This window comes from Aeromonas sp. ASNIH1, from assembly GCF_002934285.1.
GTDB lineage: Bacteria > Pseudomonadota > Gammaproteobacteria > Enterobacterales > Aeromonadaceae > Aeromonas > Aeromonas caviae.
The window spans coordinates 2,234,121-2,257,787 of sequence record NZ_CP026228.1 but is presented as its reverse complement, the minus strand read 5'-3'; the positions used below and the strand labels follow the sequence as shown (position 1 = coordinate 2,257,787).

The 23,667-nt window shown below is 62.6% G+C and carries 26 protein-coding genes; 7 read left to right on the top strand and 19 right to left on the bottom strand.

All coding sequences use genetic code 11. The features are described from left to right. Positions 1-49 precede the first annotated feature (49 nt). The 10 genes from pdxJ to rpoE all read right to left on the bottom strand — a co-directional run bounded on the left by pdxJ (position 50) and on the right by rpoE (position 8,914). Positions 50-787 carry a pyridoxine 5'-phosphate synthase gene (gene pdxJ / locus C2U37_RS10995; RefSeq protein ID WP_010675636.1) on the bottom strand — a complete coding sequence of 246 codons (738 nt, stop codon included), beginning with the start codon at positions 785-787 and terminating at the stop codon, positions 50-52. Positions 788-944: 157 nt separating this feature from the next. Beyond that, complete coding sequence (gene recO / locus C2U37_RS10990; RefSeq protein WP_039040537.1) at positions 945-1,655, bottom strand: DNA repair protein RecO; 711 nt, start codon at positions 1,653-1,655, stop codon at positions 945-947. Beyond that, positions 1,656-2,555 (bottom strand): GTPase Era, encoded by a 900-nt coding sequence (gene era / locus C2U37_RS10985; RefSeq protein ID WP_103858336.1) that lies wholly within the window; start codon positions 2,553-2,555, stop codon positions 1,656-1,658. A 61-nt stretch (positions 2,556-2,616) separates the two neighbouring features. Further along, entirely contained in the window at positions 2,617-3,288 is a 672-nt protein-coding gene (gene rnc, locus C2U37_RS10980; protein WP_104452277.1) for a ribonuclease III, read from the bottom strand. Next, entirely contained in the window at positions 3,289-4,212 is a 924-nt protein-coding gene (gene lepB / locus C2U37_RS10975) for a signal peptidase I (protein ID WP_010675640.1), read from the bottom strand. It lies immediately after the preceding gene. A 3-nt stretch (positions 4,213-4,215) separates the two neighbouring features. After that, complete coding sequence (lepA, locus tag C2U37_RS10970; protein ID WP_042016225.1) at positions 4,216-6,009, bottom strand: translation elongation factor 4; 1,794 nt, start codon at positions 6,007-6,009, stop codon at positions 4,216-4,218. Between the two features lie 159 nt (positions 6,010-6,168). Further along, on the bottom strand, positions 6,169-6,630 hold the full coding sequence (locus tag C2U37_RS10965) for a SoxR reducing system RseC family protein (RefSeq protein ID WP_010675642.1): 462 nt from the start codon (positions 6,628-6,630) through the stop codon (positions 6,169-6,171). A 90-nt stretch (positions 6,631-6,720) separates the two neighbouring features. Continuing rightward, entirely contained in the window at positions 6,721-7,701 is a 981-nt protein-coding gene (locus tag C2U37_RS10960; RefSeq protein ID WP_010675643.1) for a MucB/RseB C-terminal domain-containing protein, read from the bottom strand. A 21-nt stretch (positions 7,702-7,722) separates the two neighbouring features. After that, on the bottom strand, positions 7,723-8,310 hold the full coding sequence (locus tag C2U37_RS10955; RefSeq protein ID WP_041211670.1) for a sigma-E factor negative regulatory protein: 588 nt from the start codon (positions 8,308-8,310) through the stop codon (positions 7,723-7,725). A 22-nt stretch (positions 8,311-8,332) separates the two neighbouring features. Next, entirely contained in the window at positions 8,333-8,914 is a 582-nt protein-coding gene (gene rpoE / locus C2U37_RS10950) for an RNA polymerase sigma factor RpoE (RefSeq protein WP_010675645.1), read from the bottom strand. A gap of 181 nt (positions 8,915-9,095) precedes the next feature. On the opposite strand from rpoE, the gene nadB reads away from it, so the two are divergent. Continuing rightward, on the top strand, positions 9,096-10,703 hold the full coding sequence (gene nadB / locus C2U37_RS10945; RefSeq protein ID WP_010675646.1) for an L-aspartate oxidase: 1,608 nt from the start codon (positions 9,096-9,098) through the stop codon (positions 10,701-10,703). A gap of 120 nt (positions 10,704-10,823) precedes the next feature. Here the strand turns inward: nadB and C2U37_RS10940 are convergent, their stop codons facing one another. Both C2U37_RS10940 and C2U37_RS10935 read right to left on the bottom strand, forming a co-directional pair. After that, entirely contained in the window at positions 10,824-11,195 is a 372-nt protein-coding gene (locus C2U37_RS10940) for a protein YgfX (RefSeq protein WP_010675647.1), read from the bottom strand. 58 nt (positions 11,196-11,253) lie between these two features. Next, a complete protein-coding gene (locus tag C2U37_RS10935; protein WP_104452276.1) occupies positions 11,254-11,523 on the bottom strand; it encodes an FAD assembly factor SdhE in 270 nt (89 codons plus the stop codon). Positions 11,524-11,636: 113 nt separating this feature from the next. Here C2U37_RS10935 and ygfZ point away from each other — a divergent pair, with 113 nt between their 5' ends. Then, entirely contained in the window at positions 11,637-12,548 is a 912-nt protein-coding gene (gene ygfZ / locus C2U37_RS10930; RefSeq protein WP_199770525.1) for a tRNA-modifying protein YgfZ, read from the top strand. 6 nt (positions 12,549-12,554) lie between these two features. Here ygfZ and C2U37_RS10925 read toward each other — a convergent pair whose 3' ends face one another. Further along, the gene (locus C2U37_RS10925) at positions 12,555-13,436 is read right to left on the bottom strand and encodes a LysR family transcriptional regulator (RefSeq protein ID WP_010675650.1); all 882 of its coding nucleotides are present in this window, start codon (positions 13,434-13,436) and stop codon (positions 12,555-12,557) included. A 124-nt stretch (positions 13,437-13,560) separates the two neighbouring features. Between C2U37_RS10925 and C2U37_RS10920 the strand changes: the two genes are divergently transcribed. Beyond that, positions 13,561-13,998, top strand: coding sequence for a PACE efflux transporter (locus tag C2U37_RS10920; RefSeq protein ID WP_104452275.1), 438 nt, complete (start codon positions 13,561-13,563; stop codon positions 13,996-13,998). A 70-nt stretch (positions 13,999-14,068) separates the two neighbouring features. Here C2U37_RS10920 and C2U37_RS10915 read toward each other — a convergent pair whose 3' ends face one another. Then, entirely contained in the window at positions 14,069-14,410 is a 342-nt protein-coding gene (locus C2U37_RS10915) for a hypothetical protein (RefSeq protein WP_010675652.1), read from the bottom strand. A gap of 183 nt (positions 14,411-14,593) precedes the next feature. Here C2U37_RS10915 and cutA point away from each other — a divergent pair, with 183 nt between their 5' ends. The 4 genes from cutA (at position 14,594) to C2U37_RS10895 (ending at position 17,714) form a co-directional block, all read left to right on the top strand. Continuing rightward, positions 14,594-14,911 carry a divalent-cation tolerance protein CutA gene (gene cutA / locus C2U37_RS10910; RefSeq protein WP_104452274.1) on the top strand — a complete coding sequence of 106 codons (318 nt, stop codon included), beginning with the start codon at positions 14,594-14,596 and terminating at the stop codon, positions 14,909-14,911. Beyond that, positions 14,908-16,686 (top strand): protein-disulfide reductase DsbD, encoded by a 1,779-nt coding sequence (locus tag C2U37_RS10905; RefSeq protein WP_104452273.1) that lies wholly within the window; start codon positions 14,908-14,910, stop codon positions 16,684-16,686. Before cutA ends, C2U37_RS10905 begins: the two co-directional genes overlap by 4 nt. Before the next feature lie 63 nt (positions 16,687-16,749). Continuing rightward, the gene (locus C2U37_RS10900) at positions 16,750-17,202 is read left to right on the top strand and encodes a GNAT family N-acetyltransferase (protein WP_158656243.1); all 453 of its coding nucleotides are present in this window, start codon (positions 16,750-16,752) and stop codon (positions 17,200-17,202) included. Between the two features lie 86 nt (positions 17,203-17,288). After that, positions 17,289-17,714: a hypothetical protein gene (locus C2U37_RS10895; protein ID WP_039040544.1), complete on the top strand. Its 426-nt coding sequence runs from the start codon at positions 17,289-17,291 to the stop codon at positions 17,712-17,714. 18 nt (positions 17,715-17,732) lie between these two features. Here C2U37_RS10895 and C2U37_RS10890 read toward each other — a convergent pair whose 3' ends face one another. The 5 genes from C2U37_RS10890 to C2U37_RS10870 form a co-directional block, all read right to left on the bottom strand. Continuing rightward, complete coding sequence (locus C2U37_RS10890) at positions 17,733-19,034, bottom strand: NAD(P)/FAD-dependent oxidoreductase (protein ID WP_104452271.1); 1,302 nt, start codon at positions 19,032-19,034, stop codon at positions 17,733-17,735. Between the two features lie 153 nt (positions 19,035-19,187). After that, positions 19,188-20,267: a class II fructose-bisphosphate aldolase gene (gene fbaA, locus C2U37_RS10885; protein WP_010675658.1), complete on the bottom strand. Its 1,080-nt coding sequence runs from the start codon at positions 20,265-20,267 to the stop codon at positions 19,188-19,190. A 115-nt stretch (positions 20,268-20,382) separates the two neighbouring features. Beyond that, on the bottom strand, positions 20,383-21,546 hold the full coding sequence (locus C2U37_RS10880; protein WP_010675659.1) for a phosphoglycerate kinase: 1,164 nt from the start codon (positions 21,544-21,546) through the stop codon (positions 20,383-20,385). A 63-nt stretch (positions 21,547-21,609) separates the two neighbouring features. After that, positions 21,610-22,620, bottom strand: coding sequence for an erythrose-4-phosphate dehydrogenase (epd, locus tag C2U37_RS10875; RefSeq protein WP_041211676.1), 1,011 nt, complete (start codon positions 22,618-22,620; stop codon positions 21,610-21,612). A 50-nt stretch (positions 22,621-22,670) separates the two neighbouring features. Continuing rightward, positions 22,671-23,600: an ROK family protein gene (locus C2U37_RS10870; protein ID WP_042881550.1), complete on the bottom strand. Its 930-nt coding sequence runs from the start codon at positions 23,598-23,600 to the stop codon at positions 22,671-22,673. Positions 23,601-23,667: the final 67 nt, after the last annotated feature.

The following is a 23,667-nucleotide window of genomic DNA, read 5'->3' as shown; positions in this document are numbered from 1 at the left end:
CAAGGGACGCCGAAGCGTCCCTTGTGGTTTTCATACCTGCGAAGCGGCATCAGATCCCCTGACGGGCTTCCTGCATCAGCGCACGCATGTCGCTGACCGCCTTGGCCAGACCGTCGAAGGCGGCGCGACCGATGATGGCATGACCGATGTTGAGCTCATAGAGCTCGGGGATCGCGGCGATAGCCTTGACGTTGTGGTAGTGCAGGCCGTGGCCCGCATTGACCTTCAGGCCCTTGCCAGCGGCGTAGGAAGCTCCGGCTGCGATGCGCTTGAACTCGGCGTTGCGCTCGGCATCCGTGGTGGCATCGGCGTAGCGGCCGGTGTGGATCTCGATGAAGGGAGCACCGCTCGCGGCGGCCGCATCGATCTGCAACGGATCCGCATCGATGAAGAGGGATACCTGAGCACCGACGGCCGCAAGACGGGTCACCGCATCGGTCACCTTGTCCAGCTGGCCCGCCACGTCCAGACCACCCTCGGTGGTCACCTCGGTGCGCTTCTCCGGTACCAGGCAGACGAAGTGGGGCTTGATGCGGCAGGCGATGCCGATCATCTCCTCGGTCACCGCCATCTCCAGGTTCATCCTGGTCTGGATGGTCTGGCGCAGGATCTCCACGTCCCGGTCGGTGATGTGGCGGCGATCTTCCCGCAGGTGGACCGTGATGCCATCGGCACCGGCCTGCTCGGCCACGAAGGCGGCCTGTACCGGATCCGGATACTGGGTGCCGCGGGCGTTGCGCAGGGTGGCGATATGGTCGATGTTCACACCCAGGTAGATCTCGCTCATTGCTTACTCCTTGATACAGGTCATCTGTGAATGCCGGAGCGGGTGGAGCCCGCCCCTCTGTCCATGTGCCGCCGCAGCCCGGTTATGGCCACGGCGACAGCATTATTGTTCATCAAAAGCGATGTCATAAACACAAAACATCACCAGATAATAAAAATCAGCTTGAAACACTGCCTTTTCGCTTCAAAAAGAGCTCCCTGCTCTTCAGTTGACGCTTGCCGAGATAGGGCTGCAGCGCCAGCCGGCTGAAACGCTTGGCCGCCTGCAGCAAGGGAGGCGTGTCGAAACGCCCCTCGGCGAAGGCCAGCAGGTGGGCACCGAGGAACAGGGTACGGGGATCCGGCGCCCGCTCGCAAGCGACAAAGCCGAGCTCCCGCTCGAAGCCGTAAAGCAGGGTGGGGTCGATGGGGGAGTCGTCGTCCGCGGCATATTCGAAGTCCACCGCGTAGCCCAGGGCCTGCAGCAGCAGGAACTCGAAGCGGCGCAGGGGCAGCTCCGGGGTCTCGCCGTCCGCCAGGGCCATGATGGCACGGGCATAGGCGTCGAACACCTCGGGGAAGGGGGTGTGCGCTTCCAGCAGGTAGTAGACCAGCTCGTTGAGATAGAGGCCGTAGAAGAGACGATCCCCGCCGAGGCGCAACGAGTGATCCGGGCACTCCACCTGGGTGAGGTTCTTGAGATCCCCCTTGCCGCGCCAGGCAATGGTGAGCAGGGTGAAGGGCTGAAGCAGCCCCTTCAGAGAGGAGCGTGGCCCGCGGGAACCGCGAGCCACCAGGGTGAATCGACCGCTATCCTGGGTGAAGACCTCGACCAGCTGGCTGGTCTCCCGATAGGGCCGACTGTGGATGACGAAAGCCGGGGTCAGCAATCAGTCGTCGCCATACCCGAGGCTGCGCAGGGCCCGCTCGTCGTCGGCCCAGCCGGACTTGACCTTGACCCACAGCTCGAGATGCACCTTGTTCTGGAACAGCCGTTCCATGTCGATGCGCGCCTCTGTGCCGATGGTCTTGATCTTCTCGCCCTTGTTGCCGATGACCATCTTTTTCTGGCCTTCGCGCTCCACCAGGATGAGCCCGTGGATGTGGTAGAGACCGGTATCCTCCACCTTGAAGCGCTCGATCTCCACCGTCACCGAATAGGGCAGCTCCTCGCCGGTGAAGCGCATCAGCTTCTCGCGGATGATCTCGGAGGCCATGAAGCGGGAAGAGCGGTCGGTCACGTAATCTTCCGGGAAGAAGTGGACGTTCTCCGGCAGCAGATCCTTGGCCCACTCGCGGATCTTCTCCACGTTGGTACCCTTCTCGGCGCTGATGGGCAGGATGTGGGCAAAGTTCATCTGCTGACCCAGCCACTCGAGGTGCGGCAGCAGATCCTCTTTCTCCTTGACGTTGTCGATCTTGTTGACCGCCAGCACCACGGGGCACTTGAGGTGGCGCAGCTTGCCCAGCACCATCTCGTCATCCTTGGTCCAGTGAGTGCCGTCCACCACGAACACCACCATGGCCACGTCCCCCAGGGAACTGGTGGCGGCGCGGTTCATCAGGCGGTTGATGGCCCGCTTCTCCTCGATGTGCAGACCCGGGGTATCCACATAGATGGTCTGATGGTTCTCCTCGGTGTCGATCCCCAGGATCCGGTGACGGGTAGTCTGGGGCTTCTTCGAGGTGATGCTGACCTTCTGGCCGAGCAACTTGTTGAGCAGGGTGGACTTGCCCACGTTGGGGCGGCCCACGATGGCGACAAAGCCGCAATAGGTGGTATCTGTCATGACCGCGTTCCCAATGCTGATGGAGTGAAAAGAGCGCACAGTGCCGGATCCGTCATGGTGCTCATGACAGCCGTTCCAGTGCTTGCTGCGCCGCGGCCTGTTCGGCCTTGCGGCGGCTGGAGCCGATCCCGACCAGGGGGCCATCCAGGCCATCCACTTCGCACTGGACGGTGAACTCCTGGTTGTGGGCCTCGCCCTTGACGTTGGTCACCGTGTAGGTCGGCAGGGATTTGCGGCTGCCCTGCAGGATCTCTTGCAGACGGGTCTTGGGATCCTTCTGTTCGATCCCGGGCTTGATCTCGCCAAGGCGGCTGGCATACCAGCAGAGCAGGAGGCTGCGCACCCGCTCCAGATCCGTGTCCAGATAGACGGCGCCGATCACCGCCTCGACGGTGTCGGCCAGGATGGACTCGCGGCGAAAACCGCCGCTTTTCAGCTCCCCCGGCCCCAGGATCAGGTGATCCCCGAGGTCGAATTCCCGGCCCAGCTCGGCCAGCGTCTTCTCGCGCACCAGGGTGGCGCGCATCCGGCTGAGATCCCCTTCCGCTGCCTGCGGGAAGCGGTGGAAGAGGTCATCGGCAATCACCAGACTCAGGATGGAGTCCCCCAGAAATTCCAGGCGCTCGTTGTGACGGGACCCTGCGCTGCGATGGGTCAGAGCCCGGGTCAGCAGCTCAGGATCCTGAAAGACATGCCCGAGACGGGACTGCAGTCTGTTCATCTTGATATTCATTTACTTGATTCCGCCAATGCGGTTGAAGCGCACACCGGTCGGCACCCAGCTCGGCAAGCTGGACCCTTCCTCACGCTCGAATTCGAAACTGATCCAGATGGCGACCGCCTTGCCCACCAGGTTCTGCTCGGGCACGAAGCCCCAGAAACGGCTGTCGGTGCTGTTGTCGCGGTTGTCACCCATCACGAAATAGTGGCCTTCCGGCACCACCCACTCGTCGGGGTAGGTGCCGGGCTGGCGATAGTAGCGGTCCACCAGGTCCGGCATTAGCGGGTTGCGCAAGGTCTCGTGGGAGACATCACCCAGCTGTTCGGTGTAGCGATCCAGCGGGATCCCCATCTGGCTGAACTCGCCGCGCTGCTCGAACTTGACATCCAGCTTCTGGAAGCCGGGGCACGTTTTCCCTTCCTGCTCATCGCACTTGGGCCGGATCATCAGCTCCTTGTTGCGATAGATGACCCGATCGCCGGGCATGCCGACCACCCGTTTGATGTAGTCCACCCGGGTATCCAGCGGATACTTGAAGACCACCACATCACCGCGCTTCGGCTCGCCGGTCTCGAGGAACTTGGTGTTGGTCACCGGGTCCTTGAGGCCGTAGGCAAACTTCTCCACCAGGATGAAGTCGCCCACCAGCAGGGTCGGCATCATGGAGCCGGACGGGATCTGGAACGGCTCGAAGATGAAGGAGCGCAGGATCAGCACCAGCGCGATCACCGGGAAAACCCCGCCGGTCTGTTCGATCCAGACCGGCATGGGGGCCACCTTGGCCAGTGTCTTCTCGTCCACATCCGGACCGGCATTGGCACGGGCGGCGGCAATCTTGGCCGCCCGCTGCTTGGCCCAGACCAGCTTGTCGAGCGTCCAGATGATGCCGGTCAGCAGGGTGACGACGACGAGGATCAGGGAAAAGGTGCTTGCCATCGATTAATCCTTTCCGACGTGGAGAATGGCGAGGAAGGCCTCTTGCGGCACGTCCACACGGCCCAGGGACTTCATCCGCTTCTTGCCTTCTTTCTGCTTGTTCAGCAGCTTCTTCTTCCGGCTCACGTCACCACCGTAGCACTTGGCGGTGACGTCTTTACGCAATGCCTTGACGGTGCTGCGGGCGATGATCTGGTTGCCGATGGCGGCCTGGATGGCGATGTCGAACATCTGGCGCGGGATCAGCTCGCGCATCTTCTCCACCACCTGGCGACCGCGATACTGGGCGTTCTCCTTGTGGGTGATGATGGCCAGGGCGTCGACCCGCTCGCCATTGATCATGATGTCCAGACGGACCATGTCGGAGGTTTCGAAGCGCTTGAAGCCGTAGTCCAGGGAGGCGTAGCCGCGACTGGTGGACTTCAGACGGTCGAAGAAGTCGAGCACCACTTCCGCCATCGGGATCTCGTAGGTCAGCGCCACCTGCTTGCCGTGGTAGACCATGTTGGTCTGTACGCCGCGCTTCTCGATGCAGAGGGTGATGACGTTGCCCATGTACTCCTGCGGCAGCAGGATGTGACACTCGGCGATGGGCTCGCGCATCTCCTTGATGTTGTTGATGGCGGGCATCTGGGCCGGGCTGTCGATGTGGATGGTGGAGCCATCGTTCAGCTCGATCTCGTAGACCACGGTCGGCGCTGTGGTGATGAGATCCAGATCGTATTCACGCTCCAGACGCTCCTGGATGATCTCCATGTGCAGCATCCCGAGGAAGCCGCAGCGGAAGCCGAAGCCCAGCGCCGTGGAGCTCTCCGGTTCGTAGAACAGGGAGGCGTCGTTGAGGGAGAGCTTCTCCAGCGCATCGCGGAAGGACTCGTAGTCATCGCTGGAGATGGGGAACAGGCCCGCATAGACCTGGGGCTTCACCTTCTTGAAGCCGGCCAGCGCCTTCTCGGCACCGTGCTTGGCCAGGGTCAGGGTATCCCCCACCGGCGCACCGTGGATATCCTTGATGCCGCAGACGACCCAACCTACCTCGCCACAACCCAGGCCGTCGGTGTCCACCTGCTTCGGCGTGAAGATACCGATGCGATCCACACCCCATACCTGACCGGTGCTCATCACCTTGATCTTGTCGTTCTTCTTCAGGGAACCGTTCTTGATCCGCACGAGCGACACGACCCCGAGATAGGAGTCGAACCAGGAGTCGATGATCAGCGCCTGCAGCGGCGCCTCCGGATCCCCTTCCGGGGACGGGATCTTGGCGACGATCTCTTCCAGCACCAGATCGACACCGAGGCCGGTCTTGGCGGAGCAGCGCACCGCGTCCACCGCATCGATGCCGACGATGTCCTCGATCTCCTCGGCAACCCGCTCGGGCTCTGCGGCCGGCAGGTCAATCTTGTTCAGCACCGGCACCACTTCCAGCTCCATTTCCATGGCGGTGTAGCAGTTGGCCAGAGTCTGTGCCTCAACCCCCTGACCGGCATCCACCACCAGCAGTGCCCCTTCACAGGCAGCCAGGGAGCGAGAAACCTCGTAGGAGAAATCCACGTGGCCCGGGGTGTCGATAAAGTTCAGCTGATAGGTGTTACCGTCTTGTGCCTGGTAGTTCAGGGTCACACTCTGTGCCTTGATGGTAATGCCGCGCTCGCGCTCCAGATCCATGGAGTCCAGCACCTGGGCCTGCATCTCGCGATCGGACAGGCCGCCGCAAGTCTGGATCAGACGGTCCGACAGGGTCGACTTACCGTGGTCGATGTGCGCAATAATCGAAAAGTTACGAATGTGTTTCATCGAGCAAGAATCACTCAAAATTAAGTTAGGGTCGGATATGAGGGCAGGATTTTACTGGATAACCCGGTCGACGGCCAATCTTTAGTCGGCGGGCCCCACAAATAGCGCCTTGTCTGGCGGGCGTTGGGCACCTGGATGCCCTCCGCCAGACCCGGCTCCTCAAGAGAGATGACGGGTATTGAGCACCACCCCGAGCATGCGGGGACCGTATTCCCCCTGCTCGAGCCGGTCAGAAAAGTAACGAACCAGTAAAAATCCGATGGCGCCGCCCAGCAGACAGCAGAGGATGGTCACCCCCTCTCCCGCCGACAAGAGCGGCGCCAGCCAGAGCTGGCCGAGCAGGGCGCCCAGCAGCAGACAGAAGAGCGGCAGCACGTACACCAGAGCCGCACCGCGCAGGATGCTGGCCTGAGGGATGCCCAGGCGGATCTGCTGACCCACCGCCACGTCGCCGGTGAGGGCGACCCGCAGCCGCTGCGCCTTCATGGGAAAGGCCTTGGCGACGGTGCCGGTCCCGCAGCTGGATTGTTGGTGGCAACCGCTGCAGGCGGATCGCCGCTCGCACTCCACCCAGGCGTGATTGCCGTCGATGGCCACTACTGTGGCCAGCTCTTCACTCATGTTACTCACCTGATGACACCTCACAGGGGACGGTGGATGCTCCGGATCTCAACACGGCGGCACCCTCAGGGCAAGTCTCACGGCAAAGACTCACTGCACCGCCTCGTTGCGGGCCAGGGGCTGCACTGCCTCGGCGATGCGCTTGGCGGTTTCGGCGGGCACCTCGCCCACCACGGTGATCTCCACCCCGACCTCGTTGACGAAGCTCACCAGCGAGGTAGCCCCCTGGCGAATCAACTGCTGGCGCACCGCCTGCTTGGGATCGACCCGGGAGACGTAGACGGAGAGATCCACCAGCCCGTCGGAGAGCATCATGTAATCCACCGGCAGACTGGTGCTGACCAGCTGATGCCGATCCTGAGAGAGCACCTTGAAGCCATCGGGCAACCAGGTCAGGTGCCAGTTGAGGGTCTGCTGGGGAGCGGGATAGGCATCTTCCAGCGCCAGCGCATCCGGCAGCTTGCTGCGTGCCAGGGTGACCAGCCAGGGGGCCGGCGCAGATTGCCTGTCCAGATCCACCCCCAGCACCTGCTCCACCAGATTGCCCTCTCGATCCACCATGTCCACCCGCAGCAGCAGATGGCTCTGTTCGTCAATCCAGAGCACGAAGCCGTACTTGTCCGCCTCCTTGGGCACCAGCCGCACCACTTGTGCCACCAGGCCGGCCACCCGGCTGCGGCCCGCCAGCACGGGGTCATAGCTCTCCATCACCCGGGGCAGCGGCATCCTCACCAGGCTCGACCAGACCCCGGGGAAACGCGCCCCCTTGAGGGTGTAGGGTTCATGGGTGTTTTCGAAGAAGGTGTATTCGTTCTGGCGTTGCAGGAACTCCACGGCCTTGCCGTCGAGATAGCTCAGGTGAGCCACCTCCTTGCCATCGATGATCCCGTGGCTGAAACGGATAGGCTCGAGGCGCCCCTGGCGGGCCTTGACCATGGACAATTCGAAGTTTTGTTGCGAAACGGCACTCTGCATCTGCTGCAACAAGGCCTCGGCCGACAGATCGTCGGCCGAGGCCTTGGCACAAATCAACAGGAGAGAGGCCAGCAGGATACGGCTGGACTGGCGCACGATCTGATCCCTAAAAATGCGTTATTCCTGAATCTGCTTGTCTTGCAGCAGACGCTGTTGCAGTTGATGGTCGCGCAGGAAGGCATTGATGCGCTCGCGCTGCTCCTGCATCTGCTGCTCGCTCAGACCTTGCTGACGCACACCGGTCCGGCTGCCATCCTGGGGATAGTGCACGCTCACCGGCGCAGCACTGCCACCCACGGGTATGGTATTGAGCACCGGGCTGGTCGGCACACCATCCTTGCCCTGGTACTGCTGCACGCCGAAGATGACGGCGGCAGCCACGGAGGCGGCAATGGCATACTGCCCCACTTGCTGGCCAAAGCGGCGAACGAAGGGGATCACCTTGCCGGCGGGCTGCACCTGGGGCGCAGCAGGCTGTGCCGGCTTGGGCGCCAGTATGGCGGGTTCATCCTCCAGCGCCAGCATGATGCTGTCGCTGAGATCCAGTTGCAGATTGACCGGCAGGTCACCCCGCATGGCATCACCGATCAGATGGTAACGCGACCAGGTATCCTGCAGAGCGGGATCCGTTCCCAGCTCGTTCAGTACCTCGATTTCGCTGAGGTCGCCATCCATCAGGGCTGAAAGTTGCTCTTTATTTGCCATAAGTTTGCCTGTCTTTCCCCAGTTAATGCTCGATCAGAGGTTGCAGCTTTTTATCGATTGCTTCCCTCGCCCGGAAGATGCGGGATCTCACCGTACCCACCGGGCAATCCATGATCTCCGCAATCTCCTCGTAGCTCAGCCCTTCCATTTCACGAAGGGTGATCGCCGTTCTCAAATCTTCTGGCAAGGCTTCTATGGCGGTAAACACGGTGCGCTTGATCTCGTCGGTCAGCGCCAGGTTTTCCGGGGTGGCCACCTCTTGCAGGGCTTCACCACCACCATAATATTCAGCCTCGTCCGCTTCGACATCACTGCTGGGCGGTCTGCGCCCCTGTGACGTCAGGTAGTTTTTGGCCGTGTTGACGGCGATCCGGTACAACCAGGTGTAAAACGCGCTCTCGCCACGGAATGTCGGCAACGCACGGTAGGCCTTGATGAATGCCTCCTGCGCCACATCCGGTACATCGCCCGGATTGTTGACATACCTGGCCACCAGGTTGACCACCTTGTGCTGGTACTTGCGTACCAACAGGTTGAATGCATTTTTATCGCCACGCTGGACCCGTTCAACCAGCTGTTCGTCCAGTAGATTCTGGTCGCTCATCAGAGCCGTAAAACCCCCATCAGGTTATCGTTTTTCTTTTCCGGCCCCTTCTAAGCGCACAAGTTCAGACAGGAGGAATCAGGGAAAGTTCGCTTGCATTGAAAAAAATGTGATGCGGGCTGCATCACAACCCCCCTTGGGCTACCATGGGGCCAGTTCTTAATCCAGGCCAATGATACTTATGAAAGCAAGTGTTGAATACCTTTGCGACGTACTCATCATTGGCAGCGGTGCCGCCGGTCTGTCCCTCGCGTTGCGATTGGCAGACCAGGCCAAAGTCCTGGTTCTGAGCAAGGGGCCCATCAGTGAGGGGGCCACTCTCTATGCGCAAGGAGGCATCGCTGCCGTGTTCGACGAGACCGACAGCATCGAATCCCACGTGAGCGACACGCTCAACGCCGGCGCCGGGTTGTGCGACCCGGCAGTGGTGGAGTTCACCGCCCGCAACGCCCGCGACTCCATCCAGTGGCTCATTCAGCAGGGGGTCCCCTTCGATCAGGAAGAGGATGCCGAGGGGGAATCCCACTATCACCTGACCCGGGAAGGGGGCCACAGCCATCGCCGCATCTTCCACGCGGCCGACGCCACCGGCAAGGCGGTGCAGCTCACCCTGATCGACCAGGTGCGCGCCCACCCCAACATCCAGCTGATGGAGCGCTTCAACGCGGTCGATCTCATCACCACCCGCAAGCTGGGTCTGCCGGGCAACAAGGTACTGGGAGCCTATGTCTGGAATCGCAACGCCGAGCAGGTCGAGGTGATCCGCGCCCGCTTCGTGGCGCTGGCCACCGGCGGGGCCTCCAAGGTGTACCAGTACACCTCCAACCCGGACGTGAGCTCTGGCGACGGCATCGCCATGGCATGGCGGGCCGGCTGCCGGGTGGCAAATCTGGAGTTCAACCAGTTCCACCCCACCAGCCTGTTCCACCCGGACGACCCCAACTTCCTGCTGACCGAGGCGCTGCGCGGCGAAGGGGCCTACCTGCGCCGTCCCGACGGCAGCCGCTTCATGCCGGAGTTTGACGAGCGGGCCGAGCTGGCCCCGCGGGACATCGTCGCCCGCGCCATCGACCACGAGATGAAGCGCCTCGGGGCGGATTGCATGTATCTGGACATCAGCCACAAGCCGGCGGATTTCATCATCAAGCACTTCCCGACCATTTATGAGCGCTGCCTCGCGGTCGGTATCGACATCACCAGGGAGGCGATGCCCATCGTCCCGGCGGCCCACTACACCTGTGGCGGCGTGATGATCGACAACAACGGTCAGACCGACATCCCCGGCCTCTACGCCATCGGCGAGGTGACCTATACCGGGTTGCACGGCGCCAATCGCATGGCCTCCAACTCCCTGCTCGAATGCGTGGTCTATGCCCACCAGGCGGGAGCCGACATCCTGGCCAAGCTGCCCACCAGCGTGGCGCCCCCCAGCCTGCCGGCCTGGGACGAGAGCCAGGTGGATGACTCGGACGAGCAGGTGGTGATCCAGCACAACTGGCACGAGCTGCGGCTGATGATGTGGGACTACGTGGGCATAGTGCGCACCAACAAGCGCCTGGCCCGGGCCAAGCGTCGCATCGATCTGCTCAAGCAGGAGGTGCAGGAGTACTACGCCAACTTCCGGGTCTCCAACAACCTGCTGGAGCTGCGCAACCTGTTGCAGGTGGCCGAGCTCATCGTCAACTGCGCCTTGGAGCGCAAGGAGTCACGCGGTCTGCACTACAACCTGGATTATCCGGACATGCAGCCGGACTCCAAGCCAACCGTGCTGACCCCGGATCGGGAATGACGCCGGATCAGGAATAAGGTCGTTGCGTTCGATTCGGGCGTATGCCCTCTCCCAGATGACCCCGCCCAGGCGGGGTCATCTGCTATGAGCGGCAGATGTGGCAGGTAGAGAGAGACGCCCCTAGCGGACAGCGAGGTGGATGGCGCGGGCCAGGGCGCGGTAGTGTGCAGGGGCCAGGGCATCGGAGAAGAGCCAGAGCTGCCCCTCGGAGCCCTCCACCGTCTTCAGCCGCAACCAGAGCACCCCGGGCAGGATGCGGCTGCGGGGATCCAGCCGATGGCGCCCCCCTTGCCACTCGAGCCACTCCCCATCCCAGACGAGCACGCCGCTCGCCGCCGGATGGCGGCGCAACGCGCGCCACAGACTCAGCCCCCAGACTGGGAGGAACAGCCCCCATTGCCAGCCCTGGATCAGGCTGGCGACGGGCAAGAGCAGCAACAGAAACAGGATGCACAGCAGCAGACGCTGCTGGCGGGAGGCGATCACGGGCATCACTACCCGCTGGGAAGACGCGAGGCTGGCCATGAGGGGTGGCGGTCGCGAGTCGGGCTCAGCGCAGGCTGTCGTGGCGGGCCTGGTTGCGCTCGAGGATCAGGGGGATCATGGCGGCAAAAGCGGGATCCTCGGGCACGCCGTGACCCATGCACCAGCGGAACAGCTCGGGATCCTCGCACTCCAGCAGGCGGATGAAGGTGAGCTGTTCGGCCTCGCCGAGGCCATCGAACTCGTGCTCAAAGAAGGGCATAAAGATCACATCCAGCTCGAGCATGCCGCGACGGCAGGCCCACTTCAGGCGGGACTTCTCACTTGGGTTCAACATGGAACTCTCCTTACAAAGACCGGGGAATGGTAGCAGCAGGATTTTCCGGCTGACAAACATTCCTTACGTCTTTACCATGCAGGTCACATACTTTCTGTCTCTGGAATCCCATCGTGAGCCTGCCGACCCCTCTTCTTCCTGCCGAGCCGACCCTGTTTTCCCTGACCAACCTGGCCATCACCCGCCTCGGCGGCCCGGATCGCGCCAAGTATCTGCAAGGTCAGGTCACCTGCGACGTCAATGCCCTGCAACCGGGCCAGAGCACCCTCGGCGGCCACTGCGATCCCAAGGGCAAGCTGTGGAGCGATTTTCGCCTGCTCTGCCTGGAAGACAGCCTGCTGATGCTGACCAAGCCGTCAGTGCTGGCACGCCAGCTGCCGGAGCTCAAGAAGTTTGCGATCTTTGCCAAGGTCGAGATTGGCGAGTTTCAGGGCAGCCTGACCGGACTGGCCGGTCAGGGGACGGACGACTGGATGGCACAGCACTTCGCGCTGACCGGCACCGGTCTGGTGGAGGGCGGCATGGCAGTCAGGGTGGAGGCGGACCGCTGGCTGCTGGCGAGCACATCCCCGCAGGCCCTGAACCTGCCGGTGGGCGACGAAGGACTCTGGTGGGGGCTGGAAATCAAAGCCGGTCTCCCCCATCTGGAAGCGGTCCATCAGGGGGAATACATCCCCCAGATGCTGAACCTGCAAGCCCTTGATGGCATCAGCTTCAACAAGGGCTGCTACATGGGGCAGGAGACAGTGGCACGCGCCAAGTATCGCGGCGCCAACAACCGCGCCCTCTTCGTGCTGAGCGGCACTGCCGCAACGCAGGTGGCCAGCGGTGACACCCTGGAGATCCAGCTCGGTGACAACTGGCGCCGCAGCGGTCTGGTGCTCAACGCCTGGCAGCAGCAGGGTCAGGTGTGGCTCACCGCCGTGCTGCCCAAGGACACCGAGGCCGACGCCCGCTTCCGCCTCAAGCTGGAAGAGGGCTCCAGCCTCAGTCTGCAGCCCCTGCCCTATGCGTTGATCGACTGAATCCCCCTAGCGAGGCACCCGCGCCAGCAGTGCCTCCTGCAACCAGCGCCCCGCCTGCCCGAGCGGGCGGGCGCGATACCATTGCAACTCCAGCGCCAGTTCCGCCTCGGCGATGAAATCCGGCTTGAGCACCACCAGCTCCCCCCGCGCCAGGGGCCGGTGCAGCAGAAACTCGGGCACCGCCGCCCATCCCAGCCCCAGTTTCACCAGCTCCAGGATCCCGAGATCCCCCTCCACCCACCACACTTGCGCCGAGAGGCGGAAGCGATGGCGCTCCGTCCCCTCCCGCCGTCCGGTCACCATCAACTGGCGTGCCCCTTGCAGGTCACTCTCCTTCAACGGCGTCTTGTGGGCCAGGGGGTGATCCGGAGAGACCACCAGGGGCATGGTGACCGTCCCCAGGGAGCGGGAGACCAGCTCCCGCTCGGGGTGCGCCTTCTGATAGCTGATGCCGAGCTGGGCACGGCCGCTCTTGAGCAGCTCGGTCACGTCCTCCATCAGCGGGAACAACAGCTCCAGCTCCACCGCCGGGTAGCGGCTGGCGAACTCCTCCAGCAGGGAGCCAAGCCAGGGCAGGTGGGAGTCATCGTCGATGGCCAGGGTGAGGCGCGACTCGACGCCGTTGGCCAGCTCGCCGGCGATGGCCTGCAGTCGCTCGCTCTGGGCCAGCAGCACCCCCGCCTCCTGACAGATGCGGGCACCCGCCTCGGTCAGCACGGGATAGCGGCCGCTGCGATCGAACAGCGCAAGGCCGAGATCGATCTCCAGGTTGGCGATGGCGGCACTCACCACCGACTGGGCCTTGCCCAGCCTGCGCGCCGCCGCCGAGAACGACCCGGTCTCGGCCGTCGCCAGCAATGCCTTGAAGTGTTCCAGTGAAGGGGTCATGAGCCTGCTCCGCCGTGCTGTTGTGTCGTCACATCTATCTATTTTAGCGATAGATACCAACGTGAATCTATCCGGTTTTGGCGATACATTGCCGCCATTCCCTGACCAAAGAGAGAGACAGACCATGCGTACGACCCGTGACCGCCTGCGCCACGCCATCGGCTTCGAATTGATTGGCCTGCTGATCGCCGCCCCGCTGGCCAGCTGGGTGACCGGCGTCGGGCTCAACCACATGGGCCCCCTGGCCCTGTTCTTCTCGGTGGTCGCCACCGTCTGGAACTATGTCTACAACATCGGGGTGGACAAGCTGCTGCTGCGCTATCAGGGCCACACCCACAAGGCGCTGTGGCAGCGGGTGCTGCATACCCTGGGGTTCGAGGGGGGCCTGCTGATCGTGGCCCTGCCGGTGATGTCCTGGTGGCTCGACATCGGCCTGCTGGAGGCGCTGGTGCTGGATATGGGCTTCGTGCTCTTCTACCTGGTCTATGCCTTCGTCTACAACTGGAGCTACGACAAGGTGTTCCCCATTCCCATGGGACAGGTGCACAAGGCGCTGGGATAAGCGATTCGAGGGGTAAGGGCGAGGCACCATCATGCGATGGCATGATGGTGCTGAAGAGGGCCTCGCGGGGTCAGGCCTGGGCCTTGACCTCTTCCGGCGGGGTATCGTCCTGCCTGGTTTCCTGGCGCATCATGGCTTCGAGGTCGCTCTGGTACTGGTTCAGCATACGCTGGGCCGCCACCATGTCCCCCTTGTGCAGGCGCTCGAACAGATGATGCTGCACCACGCCGTTGAGGTACTCCACCGTGATGGGTTGCTCCAACGCCGACAACAGCTCCTCTTTTTCCAGCTCCGCATTGATCTCGTCGACACTGGTACGCAGCAGACCGGCCAGTTGCACCAGCATGCGGCGCTCCCCTTCACGCAACAGGCTCAACATGCGGTTTCTCTGCTGCTCATTCTGTTGGGTCATACATTTCCTTACGTAGAATTGGAACAAGCCCGCTCATTCTGCCCTGTCCTTTTCACAGCGTCCATCTCGGGCGCATGACTTATTCCGGGTGCGGGGGGCCGGGTGCTATTTGCCCCCCGGCCCGGTATAGTAACGGCTGATCCAGGGGGCCCGTGCGCCCCGTTGCCGAGACCGTCCATCCCTATGACCGACGCCATTCTGGTGCTCTGCACCTGCCCCGACGAGACCAGTGCAGACCGCCTCTGCGAGCAACTGCTCGACCAGCGCCTCGCCGCCTGCATCAACCAGCTGCCCGGGGTCACCTCCGTCTATCGCTGGCAGGGCAAGACGGAGCGAACCCGGGAGATCCAGCTCGTCATCAAGAGTCGGGCCACTCTGTTCGAGCCCCTGCGCCAGTGCATTCTCGCCCACCATCCCTACGAGGTACCGGAGATCCTGGCGCTCCCGGCAAGCCAGGGCCACCCTGCCTATCTCGACTGGTTGACACAGGAGACTTCATGACCGCCTCTCGCCCCCTCTCCTTCCTGCTGATGCTGCTGGGCCTGCTCTGCGTCCTGACGATGGCCCCCGCCCGGGCCAGCAGCCAGGATCTGCTCGGCAGCCTCGGCATCGAGACCCAGCCAAGATTCCTCAAGGTGGATCAGGCCTTCGCCCTCGAGAGCGAACAACAGGGTGATCGGCTGCTGCTCCGGATACGCATCGCCGACGGCTACTACCTCTATCGCCACAGCATCCGTGTGAAGGGAGAGAACCTCGCCTTTGACGAGCCCGTCCTGCCCCCCGGCACCGAGCACGAGGATGACTTCTTCGGCAAGAGCCGGGTCTATTACCAGGAGGTGCAGATCCCCGTGGCACTGACCCGGGTCGGGGACACGGCGAGCCTCACCCTGAGTTACCAGGGCTGTACCGAGGGACTCTGCTACCCACCCACCGACAAGCGGATCGCCGTCGAGCCCCTCACCGCCCCCGCCCAGGCGGAAGCGGTGGCCCCCCTTCAGGGCACCGACGTGCCGGGCAGCCAGCAGGACAGGCTGGCGGCCGCCCTCGGCAGCCAGGGGTTCTGGATCAGCGTCGCCGCCTTCTTCGCCCTGGGTCTCGGCCTCGCCTTCACCCCCTGCGTCTTCCCCATGTATCCCATCCTGACCGGGATCATCGCCGGGGCCGGGCATCGCCTCTCCACCCGTCGCGCCTTCCTGCTCTCCTTTGTCTATGTGCAGGGGATGGCGGTCACCTATACCCTGCTCGGGCTCGTCGTTGCCTCGGCGGGCCTGCAATTCCAGGCGGCCCTGCAGCACCCCTATGTGCTCATCGGCCTCTCGGTGATGTTCGTGCTGCTCGCCCTCTCCATGTTCGGGCTCTACACCCTGCAACTGCCGAGCAGCCTGCAAACCCGTCTCTCGGGCTTCTCCAACCGCCAGCAGGGCGGATCCGTGGCCGGCGTCGCCATCATGGGCATGATCTCGGGACTGGTCTGCTCCCCCTGCACCACGGCGCCGCTCTCCGGGGCCCTTATCTACGTGGCCCAGAGTGGCGACCTCTGGCTCGGCGGTGCGGCCCTCTATGCCCTCTCCCTGGGCATGGGGCTGCCGCTGCTCTTGCTCGGCACCTCTGGCGGCAAGCTGCTGCCCAGGGCCGGCGCCTGGATGGATGTGATCAAGCAACTCTTCGGGTTTGCGCTGCTGGCGGTACCCATCCTGCTGCTCTCAAGGCTCCTGAGCGATCAGGTGGCCACCCTGCTCTGGCTCGGCTGGGGGCTGGTGCTGTGCGGTTATCTCTATCACCACAACCAGCATCGCGCCCATTCGGTGGGCAAGAGCCTTGGCGGCTTCGTCCTGTTGCTGGCGATGATGGGCCTCGTGGTGGTGGGCAAGGATCTGCTGCTGCCACCCGAGGGGGCCAATGCCGCCGCCCAGACCCAGGCCCCCCGATTCATCCGCATCAAGACCCTTGACGATCTCAAGGTGCAGCTTGCCGCCGCCCGCGGCAAGCCGGTGCTGCTGGATCTCTACGCCGACTGGTGCGTGGCCTGCAAGGAGTTCGAGCACAAGACCTTCAGCGACCCCGATGTGCAGGCGCGCTTCAGCGAGATGGTGCTGCTGCAGGCGGACGTCACCGCCAACGACGACGCCGACGTGGATCTGCTCAACGGCCTCAACGTGCTGGGATTGCCGACCCTCATCTTCTTCGATCGCGATGGCAACGAGGTGAACGGCCAGCGGGTGACCGGCTTCATGGGGCCTGTCGAATTTCTCGGCCAGCTGGACAAGCTGCGCTAGATGGAGCTCCGGCGTCTGTCAGCGTTTCACCCAGAGCACAGGGGCTGGCTGGAGGAAGTTGTCATGGCAGCCCCAGCCTACAGCTGGCTGACCGAAAGCAAGGGGCCTGTCCCTGCGGATGCCGAAGAGATACTCAAGGTCTGTCCACCGGGGATGGGGCAAGAGGACAAGTTTGTGCTGGCCGTGCTGGAGGGGGAAGAATTGCTTGGCTGCGTCGATCTCATCCGTGGCTATCCCACACCGGATACCGCCTATCTCGGTCTGCTGCTGTTGAAGGAGTGCAGGCAAGGCCGTGGCATCGGCAGCCAAGTCGTCCTACGGCTCATGGAGATGGCGGCAAACTGGGGTTGCACCAACATGCGGCTCGGGGTCATAGAAACCAACCTGCCAGCCCTGCATTTTTGGACCAAGCACGGCTTCCAGCAAGTAGATCGCAAACAGATCGCCGGGTTCAGCGGCGATACCCTGATCATGACCTGCATCGTTCGCCGTCCCCTTACCTCGGACCTGCCATAGACTGCTGATTTTTCTGGCTATCCCTTGTATCTGGCCCGTACCGTGGCAAACTTTGCCCCTCCTGTCTCGCATCATCCGGAGTTTTGATGAAAAAGTGGTTCATCCCCCTGCTGGCCCTCTGGCTTTATGGCTGCAACGCAGGTCCCGGTGAAGAGACCATCCAGAGCCAGGTCACCGCCAGGTTGCAGGCGGGCACGGATGCTGACCTGTTCGACATCCGCGACTTCGCCGTGCTCGGCAAGGAGGAGCGGATGGAGGGGGTCTATCTGGTCAAGGTGAGCTACCAGCTCCACTTCAAGCAGGGACTGGATCAGTTGCAGGTGCTGCACGACGAGGATCTCGTCTATGACAGGGTCGGCCCCTTCCAGCAGGAGATGGGGCTGATGGAGCTCGAGCGCAAATATGGCGACTTCGAGGCAGGCCAGGCCCTGGCGCAGGAGACCCAGGTCTGGATGATGAAGACGGAGCAGGGCTGGCGCCTGGCCGAGCCAGACGCGACGCAGCAGGGATAATCCCGAGCCCCCCTCCCCCTAGAGCAGATCCTTCAGCCGATACCAGAGCATCCCGAGCGCCAGCAACGGAGAGCGCAGCGCCGGGCCACCCGGGAAGGTCATGTGGGGGACGCGGCTGAAGAGATCGAAGCCCCGGCTCTCCCCCTTGATCGCCTCCGCCACCAGCTTGCCCGCCATGTGGGTGGCATTGAGGCCATGGCCCGAATAGGCCTGGGCATAGAAGACGTTGGGATGCTGCTCGAGGCGGCCTATCTGGGGCAGCCGGTTGGCGCCTATGCCTATCATGCCCCCCCACTGGAACTCGATGGCGGTACCCGCGAGCTCGGGGAAAACCCGCAGCAGCTTGGGCAGCATGAAGGCCTTGATATCGCGGGGGTCACGGCCCGAATAGTTGCAGGCCCCGCCAAACAGCAGGCGACCGTCCGCCGACAGCCGATAGTAGTCGAGCGCCACATTCTGATCACACACCGCCATATTCTGTGGCAGCAAGCGTTGGCGCAGGCGCTTCTCCAGTACCTGGGTAGCGAGAATGTAGGAACCCGCCGGCAGCACCTTACCCCCGAGATCGGGCTGGAGGTCGCCCAGATAAGCGTTGCAGCCGATCACCAGGTAGTCCGCGCTGACCCGGCCGTGGGCCGTGGTCACCTCGACCCGCTCGCCGTAATCGATGTGGGTCACCCTTGAGTGTTCGAACAGGGAGACCCCGAGACTGGCTGCCGCACGCGCTTCGCCGAGGGCAAGGTTGAGAGGATGCAGGTGACCGGAGCCCATGTCGATCATCCCGCCGATATAGCGATCCGACCCGACCACGGTGTGCATCTCCTCCCGTGCCACCATTTTCAGTGCGTGCCGGTAACCCAGGCTAGCCAGGTGCTCGGCATCCTCCTCGAACCCCTTCAGGTGGCGCGCCTTGGTGGCGAGATCGCAATAGCCCCAGGTGAGATCGCACTCGATATTGAAACGCTCGACCCGCTCGCGCACCAGCTGCACCGCTTCGATCCCCATCAGATCCAGCTCCCGCACGCCCGCCTCGCCAATCCAGCGGGAAAACTGGCTGGTATCGTGGCCGATGCCGCGGATCAGCTGGCCGCCGTTGCGTCCCGACGCTCCCCAGCCGATGCGGTTCGCCTCCAGCAGCACCACCTTGTAACCGGCATCGGCCAGGTTGATGGTGGTGTTGAGGCCGGTGAAACCGCCACCAATGACGCAAACGTCCGCATCCAGCTCACCACTGAGCTCGGGCCACTGCCGATGGTCGTTGCGAGTGGCCGCGTAATAGGAGGCCGTGTGTTCCTGATGTCCCTGTCTTCCTGTCTGCATGCTCAGCATCCTGCCTGGTTGCATTCGTTTACTAAATTAAACGGGTGTCATCGATAATACCCAGCCCCCCATCCCCAATCCAGCCCGTCAGGATCACAGAAATGCAAAAGGCGCCCCGAAGAGCGCCTTTTCATGCAATCAAGGTGCTGCGAATTACAGTACGTCGATGGCATTCAGGTCGGAGAAGGCCTTCTCCAGACGCGCGATCATGGAAGTCTGACCGGCACGCAGCCATACGCGCGGATCGTAGAACTTCTTGTTCGGCTTGTCGGCACCTTCCGGGTTGCCCAGCTGGCCTTGCAGGTAGGCTTCATTGGACTTGTAGAAGTTCAGCACGCCTTCCCAGGTCGCCCACTGGGTGTCGGTGTCGATGTTCATCTTCACCACGCCGTAGGAGATGGATTCGCGGATCTCTTCCAGGGTAGAGCCGGAGCCACCGTGGAACACGAAGTCCAGGGACTTGGCAGGCAGACCGAACTTCTCGGAGACGTACTTCTGGGAGTTGTCCAGGATCTTCGGAGTCAGCTTGACGTTACCCGGCTTGTACACACCGTGCACGTTGCCGAAGGAGGCAGCGATGGTGAAGCGCGGGCTGATCTTGGACAGACGCTCGTAGGCGTAGGCCACGTCTTCCGGCTGGGTGTACAGGGAGGATTGGTCCAGGTGGCTGTTGTCCACGCCGTCTTCTTCACCGCCGGTGCAGCCCAGTTCCAGCTCCAGAGTCATGTTCATCTTGGCCATGCGGGTCAGGTACTCGCAGCAGATGTCGATGTTCTCTTCCAGAGACTCTTCGGACAGATCCAGCATGTGGGAGGAGAACAGCGGCTTGCCGGTTTCGGCAAAGTGCTTCTCGCCCGCGTCCAGCAGACCGTCGATCCACGGCAGCAGCTTCTTGGCGGCGTGGTCGGTGTGCAGGATCACCGGTACACCGTAGGCTTCGGCAACGGCGTGCACGTGCTTGGCACCGGAGATGGCACCCAGGATGGCAGCTTGCTGGCCTTCCAGCTTCAGACCCTTGCCGGCGGTGAACACGGCACCACCGTTGGAGAACTGTACGATAACCGGGGCTTTGACCTTGGCAGCAGCTTCCAGCACGGCGTTCACGGAGTCGGTACCGACGCAGTTGACGGCCGGCAGAGCGAAGCCGTTTTCCTTGGCGATGGCGAACACTTTCTGAACGTCATCACCAGTGATCACGCCGGGTTTTACGAAGTCGAAAATTTTCTTAGACATGTTTAATCGTCCTGTCTCGTATGCCGTTAATAAAAAGTGGGGGGTTCATCATGAACCGGCACAGCGGCCACATGATAAACGAAACGGGAGGCTTTTGCCCCCCGTCCCGGGTCAATTAGGCTTTGGCGCGCTCTTCGAGAATCGCGACAGCCGGCAGTACCTTGCCTTCTACGAACTCCAGGAAGGCGCCGCCGCCGGTGGAGATGTAGGAGACCTTGTCGGCGATGCCGAACTTGTCGATGGCAGCCAGGGTGTCACCACCGCCAGCGATGGAGAAGGCCGGGGAAGCGGCGATGGCTTCGGCGATCACCTTGGTGCCTTCAGCGAACTGGTCGAACTCGAACACGCCGACCGGGCCGTTCCACAGGATGGTCTTGGCGTTCATGATGATGTCGGCCAGGGCCTTGGCGGAATCCGGACCGATGTCGAAGATCATGTCGCCGTCAGTCACGTCGGACACGGACTTGATGGTGGCCGGGGTGGATTCGGAGAATTCGCTACCCACAACCACGTCGGTGGTCACCGGAATGTTGGTTTCGGCAGCCAGCTTCTTGGCGGTGTCGATCAGGTCGTGCTCGCACAGGGACTTGCCGACGTTGTGACCGGCAGCAGCGATGAAGGTGTTGGCGATGCCACCACCGACCACCAGCTGGTCAGCGATCTTGGAGAGGGATTCGAGTACGGTCAGCTTGGTGGAGACCTTGGAGCCACCCACGATGGCAACCATGGGGCGCTCGGGCTTCAGCATGGCTTTGCCCAGGGCTTCCAGTTCACCGGCCAGCAGGGGGCCTGCACAGGCAACCGGCGCGAACTGGGCCACACCGTAGGTAGAACCTTCGGCGCGGTGAGCAGTACCGAACGCATCCATTACAAAGACGTCACACAGGGCGGCGTATTTTTTGGCCAGATCGATGGTGTTCTTCTTCTCGCCCTTGTTGAAGCGGCAGTTTTCCAGCACGACCAGCTCACCGGCGGCGACGTCTACGCCATCCAGGTAGTCTTTGGCCAGACGAACCGGGCAGGACAGTGCGTCTTTCAGATAGTTGACAACCGGAGCCAGGGAGAATTCTTCGTTGTATTCACCTTCGGTCGGACGACCCAGGTGGGAGGTGATCATCAGCTTGGCGCCCTTTTCCAGAGCCAGCTTGATGGTCGGCAGGGTGGCGACGATACGTGCATCGGAAGTGACCTTGCCGTCTTTTACCGGCACGTTCAGGTCAGCACGGATCAGAACGCGTTTGCCCGCCAGATCCAGGTCGGTCATCTTGATAACAGACATATTCAGTCCTCTATATTTTCAGGTAATGTTAAAAAAACAGTAACCTTGCACCCGTGCAGGCTCTCAGCCTGCGGCCATCATGGCCCGGGTGGTATCCAGCATCCGGTTGGCGAAGCCCCATTCGTTATCGCACCACATCAACATCTTGACGAGGTTGGCATCGCTGACCCGGGTCTGGGTACCATCAATGATGCAGGAGTGTGCATCATGATTAAAGTCTACGGAGACCAGTGGCTCTTCCGTGTAGTCCAGAATACCGTGTAATGTACCTCTGGATGCCCGTTGCAGGGCTTGATTTACGTCACTAACTGTCACTTTTTTACGAACAGTAATGCTCAGATCCATGGCGGTTACATTGATGGTAGGAACACGCACCGCGATCGCCTCGAACTTGCCGGCAAAGTGCGGCAGAATCCGCTCCAACCCCTTGGCCAGCTTGGTATCCACCGGGATGATGGACTGGCTGGCGGCCCGGGTTCGACGCAAGTCGCCGTGATAGGCATCGATGACTTGCTGATCGTGCATGGCCGAATGAATTGTCGTAATAGTACCACAATTTATCTCGAATTCTCGATGCAATGTTTCGATGACGGGGACCACGCAGTTGGTGGTGCAGGAGGCGTTGGAGACGATCCGCTCCCGCCCGGTCAGCACCTGGTGGTTGACCCCGTAGACGATGGTGGCGTCCACATCCGCGTCCGCCGGATGGGAGAAGAGCACCTTGCCCGCTCCCGCCCCCAGATGCAGCTCGGCATCGGCCCGGGAGCCAAACACCCCGGTGCAGTCCAGCACCACGTCCACCCCCAGCGCCCGCCACGGCAAGTTCGACGGATCCCGCTCGGCAAACAGGGCGATGAGATCCTCCCCCACCTGCATGCTGTTGCCCGCCAGCTGCACCGGATAGCGGAAGCGGCCGTGGCTGGTGTCGAAGCGGGTCAGGTGCACCATGGCCTCGGGGGCCGCCAGCTCGTTGATGGCCACTATCTTGATGGTCTTGTCGCGGCCGCTCTCGTAGAGGGCCCGCAGCACGTTGCGGCCGATGCGGCCATAGCCGTTGATGGCAATCTTGATCATGGAAACGTTGTGTCCTTAGCTGCGACAAAGGGATGGGAGGAAGGGGCGACTCACGAGAGCAGTGCCTCGCGAAAGACGCCGCGGGCCAGCAGTGCGGCACCGAATACCCCGGCGCTGTCCCCCAGGGCCGGCGCTATCATGGGGGTGGCGAAACGGGGGTTGAACAGGAAGGGCAATACCGTTTCGCGCCCGGCGCGATAGAGGCTCTGCACATTGCCCACGCCGCCACCGATGACGATGACGTCCGGATCGAGAATATTGATCACGTTGGCGAGGGCCTGGCCGAACAGCAGGTGCAACCTGTCCATGGTGAGCCTGGCGACATGATCATGGGCACTGGCCGCAGCAATCTGGGCGAGCGAGAGACGGCGTTTGGTCCTGGCCTCGTACCAGGCCTCCAGCGCCGGGCCGCTGATGAGGGTTTCGACGCAGCCGCGCTTGCCGCAGTAGCACTCTGGCCCCTCCGGCAACAGGACGTTGTGCCCCCACTCCCCGGCGATGCCGTGGTGACCGTTGAGGATCTGGCCGTTGATGACGATGCCGGCCCCGACCCCGGTGCCCATGATGATGCCAAACACCACTTTTGCATCGGGATGCTGCTGGCGCACCGCCCCCAGATGGGTTTCCGCCAGGGCAAAACAGTTGGCGTCGTTGGCGATGAGCACGGGGACGCCCAGCCTGCGTTCCAGATCTTCCTTGAGCGGCTTGCCGTTGAACTCGGTGGTGTTGCTGTTTTTCAGCAGCCCGGTCTGGGGGTCCCGGGCCCCTGGCGTCCCCATGCCGATGAGTGCAGGACGCTGACCGAGTTTGGCGGCACACTCGTCCACCAGTTTGGCGATCTGGCCCAGCATGTGCTGGTAGCCGCCGCGCCGTTCAGTGGGAATGCGGTGGCGCAGCAACACCTCGTCGCCATCGAGCACCACGCACTCGCACTTGGTCCCGCCAAGGTCGATGCCCCAATCCCACGCCCGCTTCTCCATCCAGCCTCCTGCCCCTCAACGACCCCATCCCGGCCACGACTGCCAACATTGGGGTGCAGTGTAACCC

Coding starts and splice junctions, on each gene's coding strand:
- pdxJ (WP_010675636.1), bottom strand. CDS start 787: ATGAGCGAGATCTACCTGGGTGTGAACATCGACCATATCGCCACCCTG.
- era (WP_103858336.1), bottom strand. CDS start 2,555: ATGACAGATACCACCTATTGCGGCTTTGTCGCCATCGTGGGCCGCCCC.
- rnc (WP_104452277.1), bottom strand. CDS start 3,288: ATGAATATCAAGATGAACAGACTGCAGTCCCGTCTCGGGCATGTCTTT.
- lepB (WP_010675640.1), bottom strand. CDS start 4,212: ATGGCAAGCACCTTTTCCCTGATCCTCGTCGTCGTCACCCTGCTGACC.
- lepA (WP_042016225.1), bottom strand. CDS start 6,009: ATGAAACACATTCGTAACTTTTCGATTATTGCGCACATCGACCACGGT.
- C2U37_RS10965 (WP_010675642.1), bottom strand. CDS start 6,630: ATGAGTGAAGAGCTGGCCACAGTAGTGGCCATCGACGGCAATCACGCC.
- C2U37_RS10955 (WP_041211670.1), bottom strand. CDS start 8,310: ATGGCAAATAAAGAGCAACTTTCAGCCCTGATGGATGGCGACCTCAGC.
- rpoE (WP_010675645.1), bottom strand. CDS start 8,914: ATGAGCGACCAGAATCTACTGGACGAACAGCTGGTTGAACGGGTCCAG.
- nadB (WP_010675646.1), top strand. CDS start 9,096: ATGAAAGCAAGTGTTGAATACCTTTGCGACGTACTCATCATTGGCAGC.
- C2U37_RS10940 (WP_010675647.1), bottom strand. CDS start 11,195: ATGCCCGTGATCGCCTCCCGCCAGCAGCGTCTGCTGCTGTGCATCCTG.
- C2U37_RS10935 (WP_104452276.1), bottom strand. CDS start 11,523: ATGTTGAACCCAAGTGAGAAGTCCCGCCTGAAGTGGGCCTGCCGTCGC.
- C2U37_RS10925 (WP_010675650.1), bottom strand. CDS start 13,436: ATGACCCCTTCACTGGAACACTTCAAGGCATTGCTGGCGACGGCCGAG.
- C2U37_RS10920 (WP_104452275.1), top strand. CDS start 13,561: ATGCGTACGACCCGTGACCGCCTGCGCCACGCCATCGGCTTCGAATTG.
- C2U37_RS10915 (WP_010675652.1), bottom strand. CDS start 14,410: ATGACCCAACAGAATGAGCAGCAGAGAAACCGCATGTTGAGCCTGTTG.
- cutA (WP_104452274.1), top strand. CDS start 14,594: ATGACCGACGCCATTCTGGTGCTCTGCACCTGCCCCGACGAGACCAGT.
- C2U37_RS10905 (WP_104452273.1), top strand. CDS start 14,908: ATGACCGCCTCTCGCCCCCTCTCCTTCCTGCTGATGCTGCTGGGCCTG.
- C2U37_RS10900 (WP_158656243.1), top strand. CDS start 16,750: ATGGCAGCCCCAGCCTACAGCTGGCTGACCGAAAGCAAGGGGCCTGTC.
- C2U37_RS10895 (WP_039040544.1), top strand. CDS start 17,289: ATGAAAAAGTGGTTCATCCCCCTGCTGGCCCTCTGGCTTTATGGCTGC.
- C2U37_RS10890 (WP_104452271.1), bottom strand. CDS start 19,034: ATGCAGACAGGAAGACAGGGACATCAGGAACACACGGCCTCCTATTAC.
- fbaA (WP_010675658.1), bottom strand. CDS start 20,267: ATGTCTAAGAAAATTTTCGACTTCGTAAAACCCGGCGTGATCACTGGT.
- C2U37_RS10880 (WP_010675659.1), bottom strand. CDS start 21,546: ATGTCTGTTATCAAGATGACCGACCTGGATCTGGCGGGCAAACGCGTT.
- epd (WP_041211676.1), bottom strand. CDS start 22,620: ATGATCAAGATTGCCATCAACGGCTATGGCCGCATCGGCCGCAACGTG.
- C2U37_RS10870 (WP_042881550.1), bottom strand. CDS start 23,600: ATGGAGAAGCGGGCGTGGGATTGGGGCATCGACCTTGGCGGGACCAAG.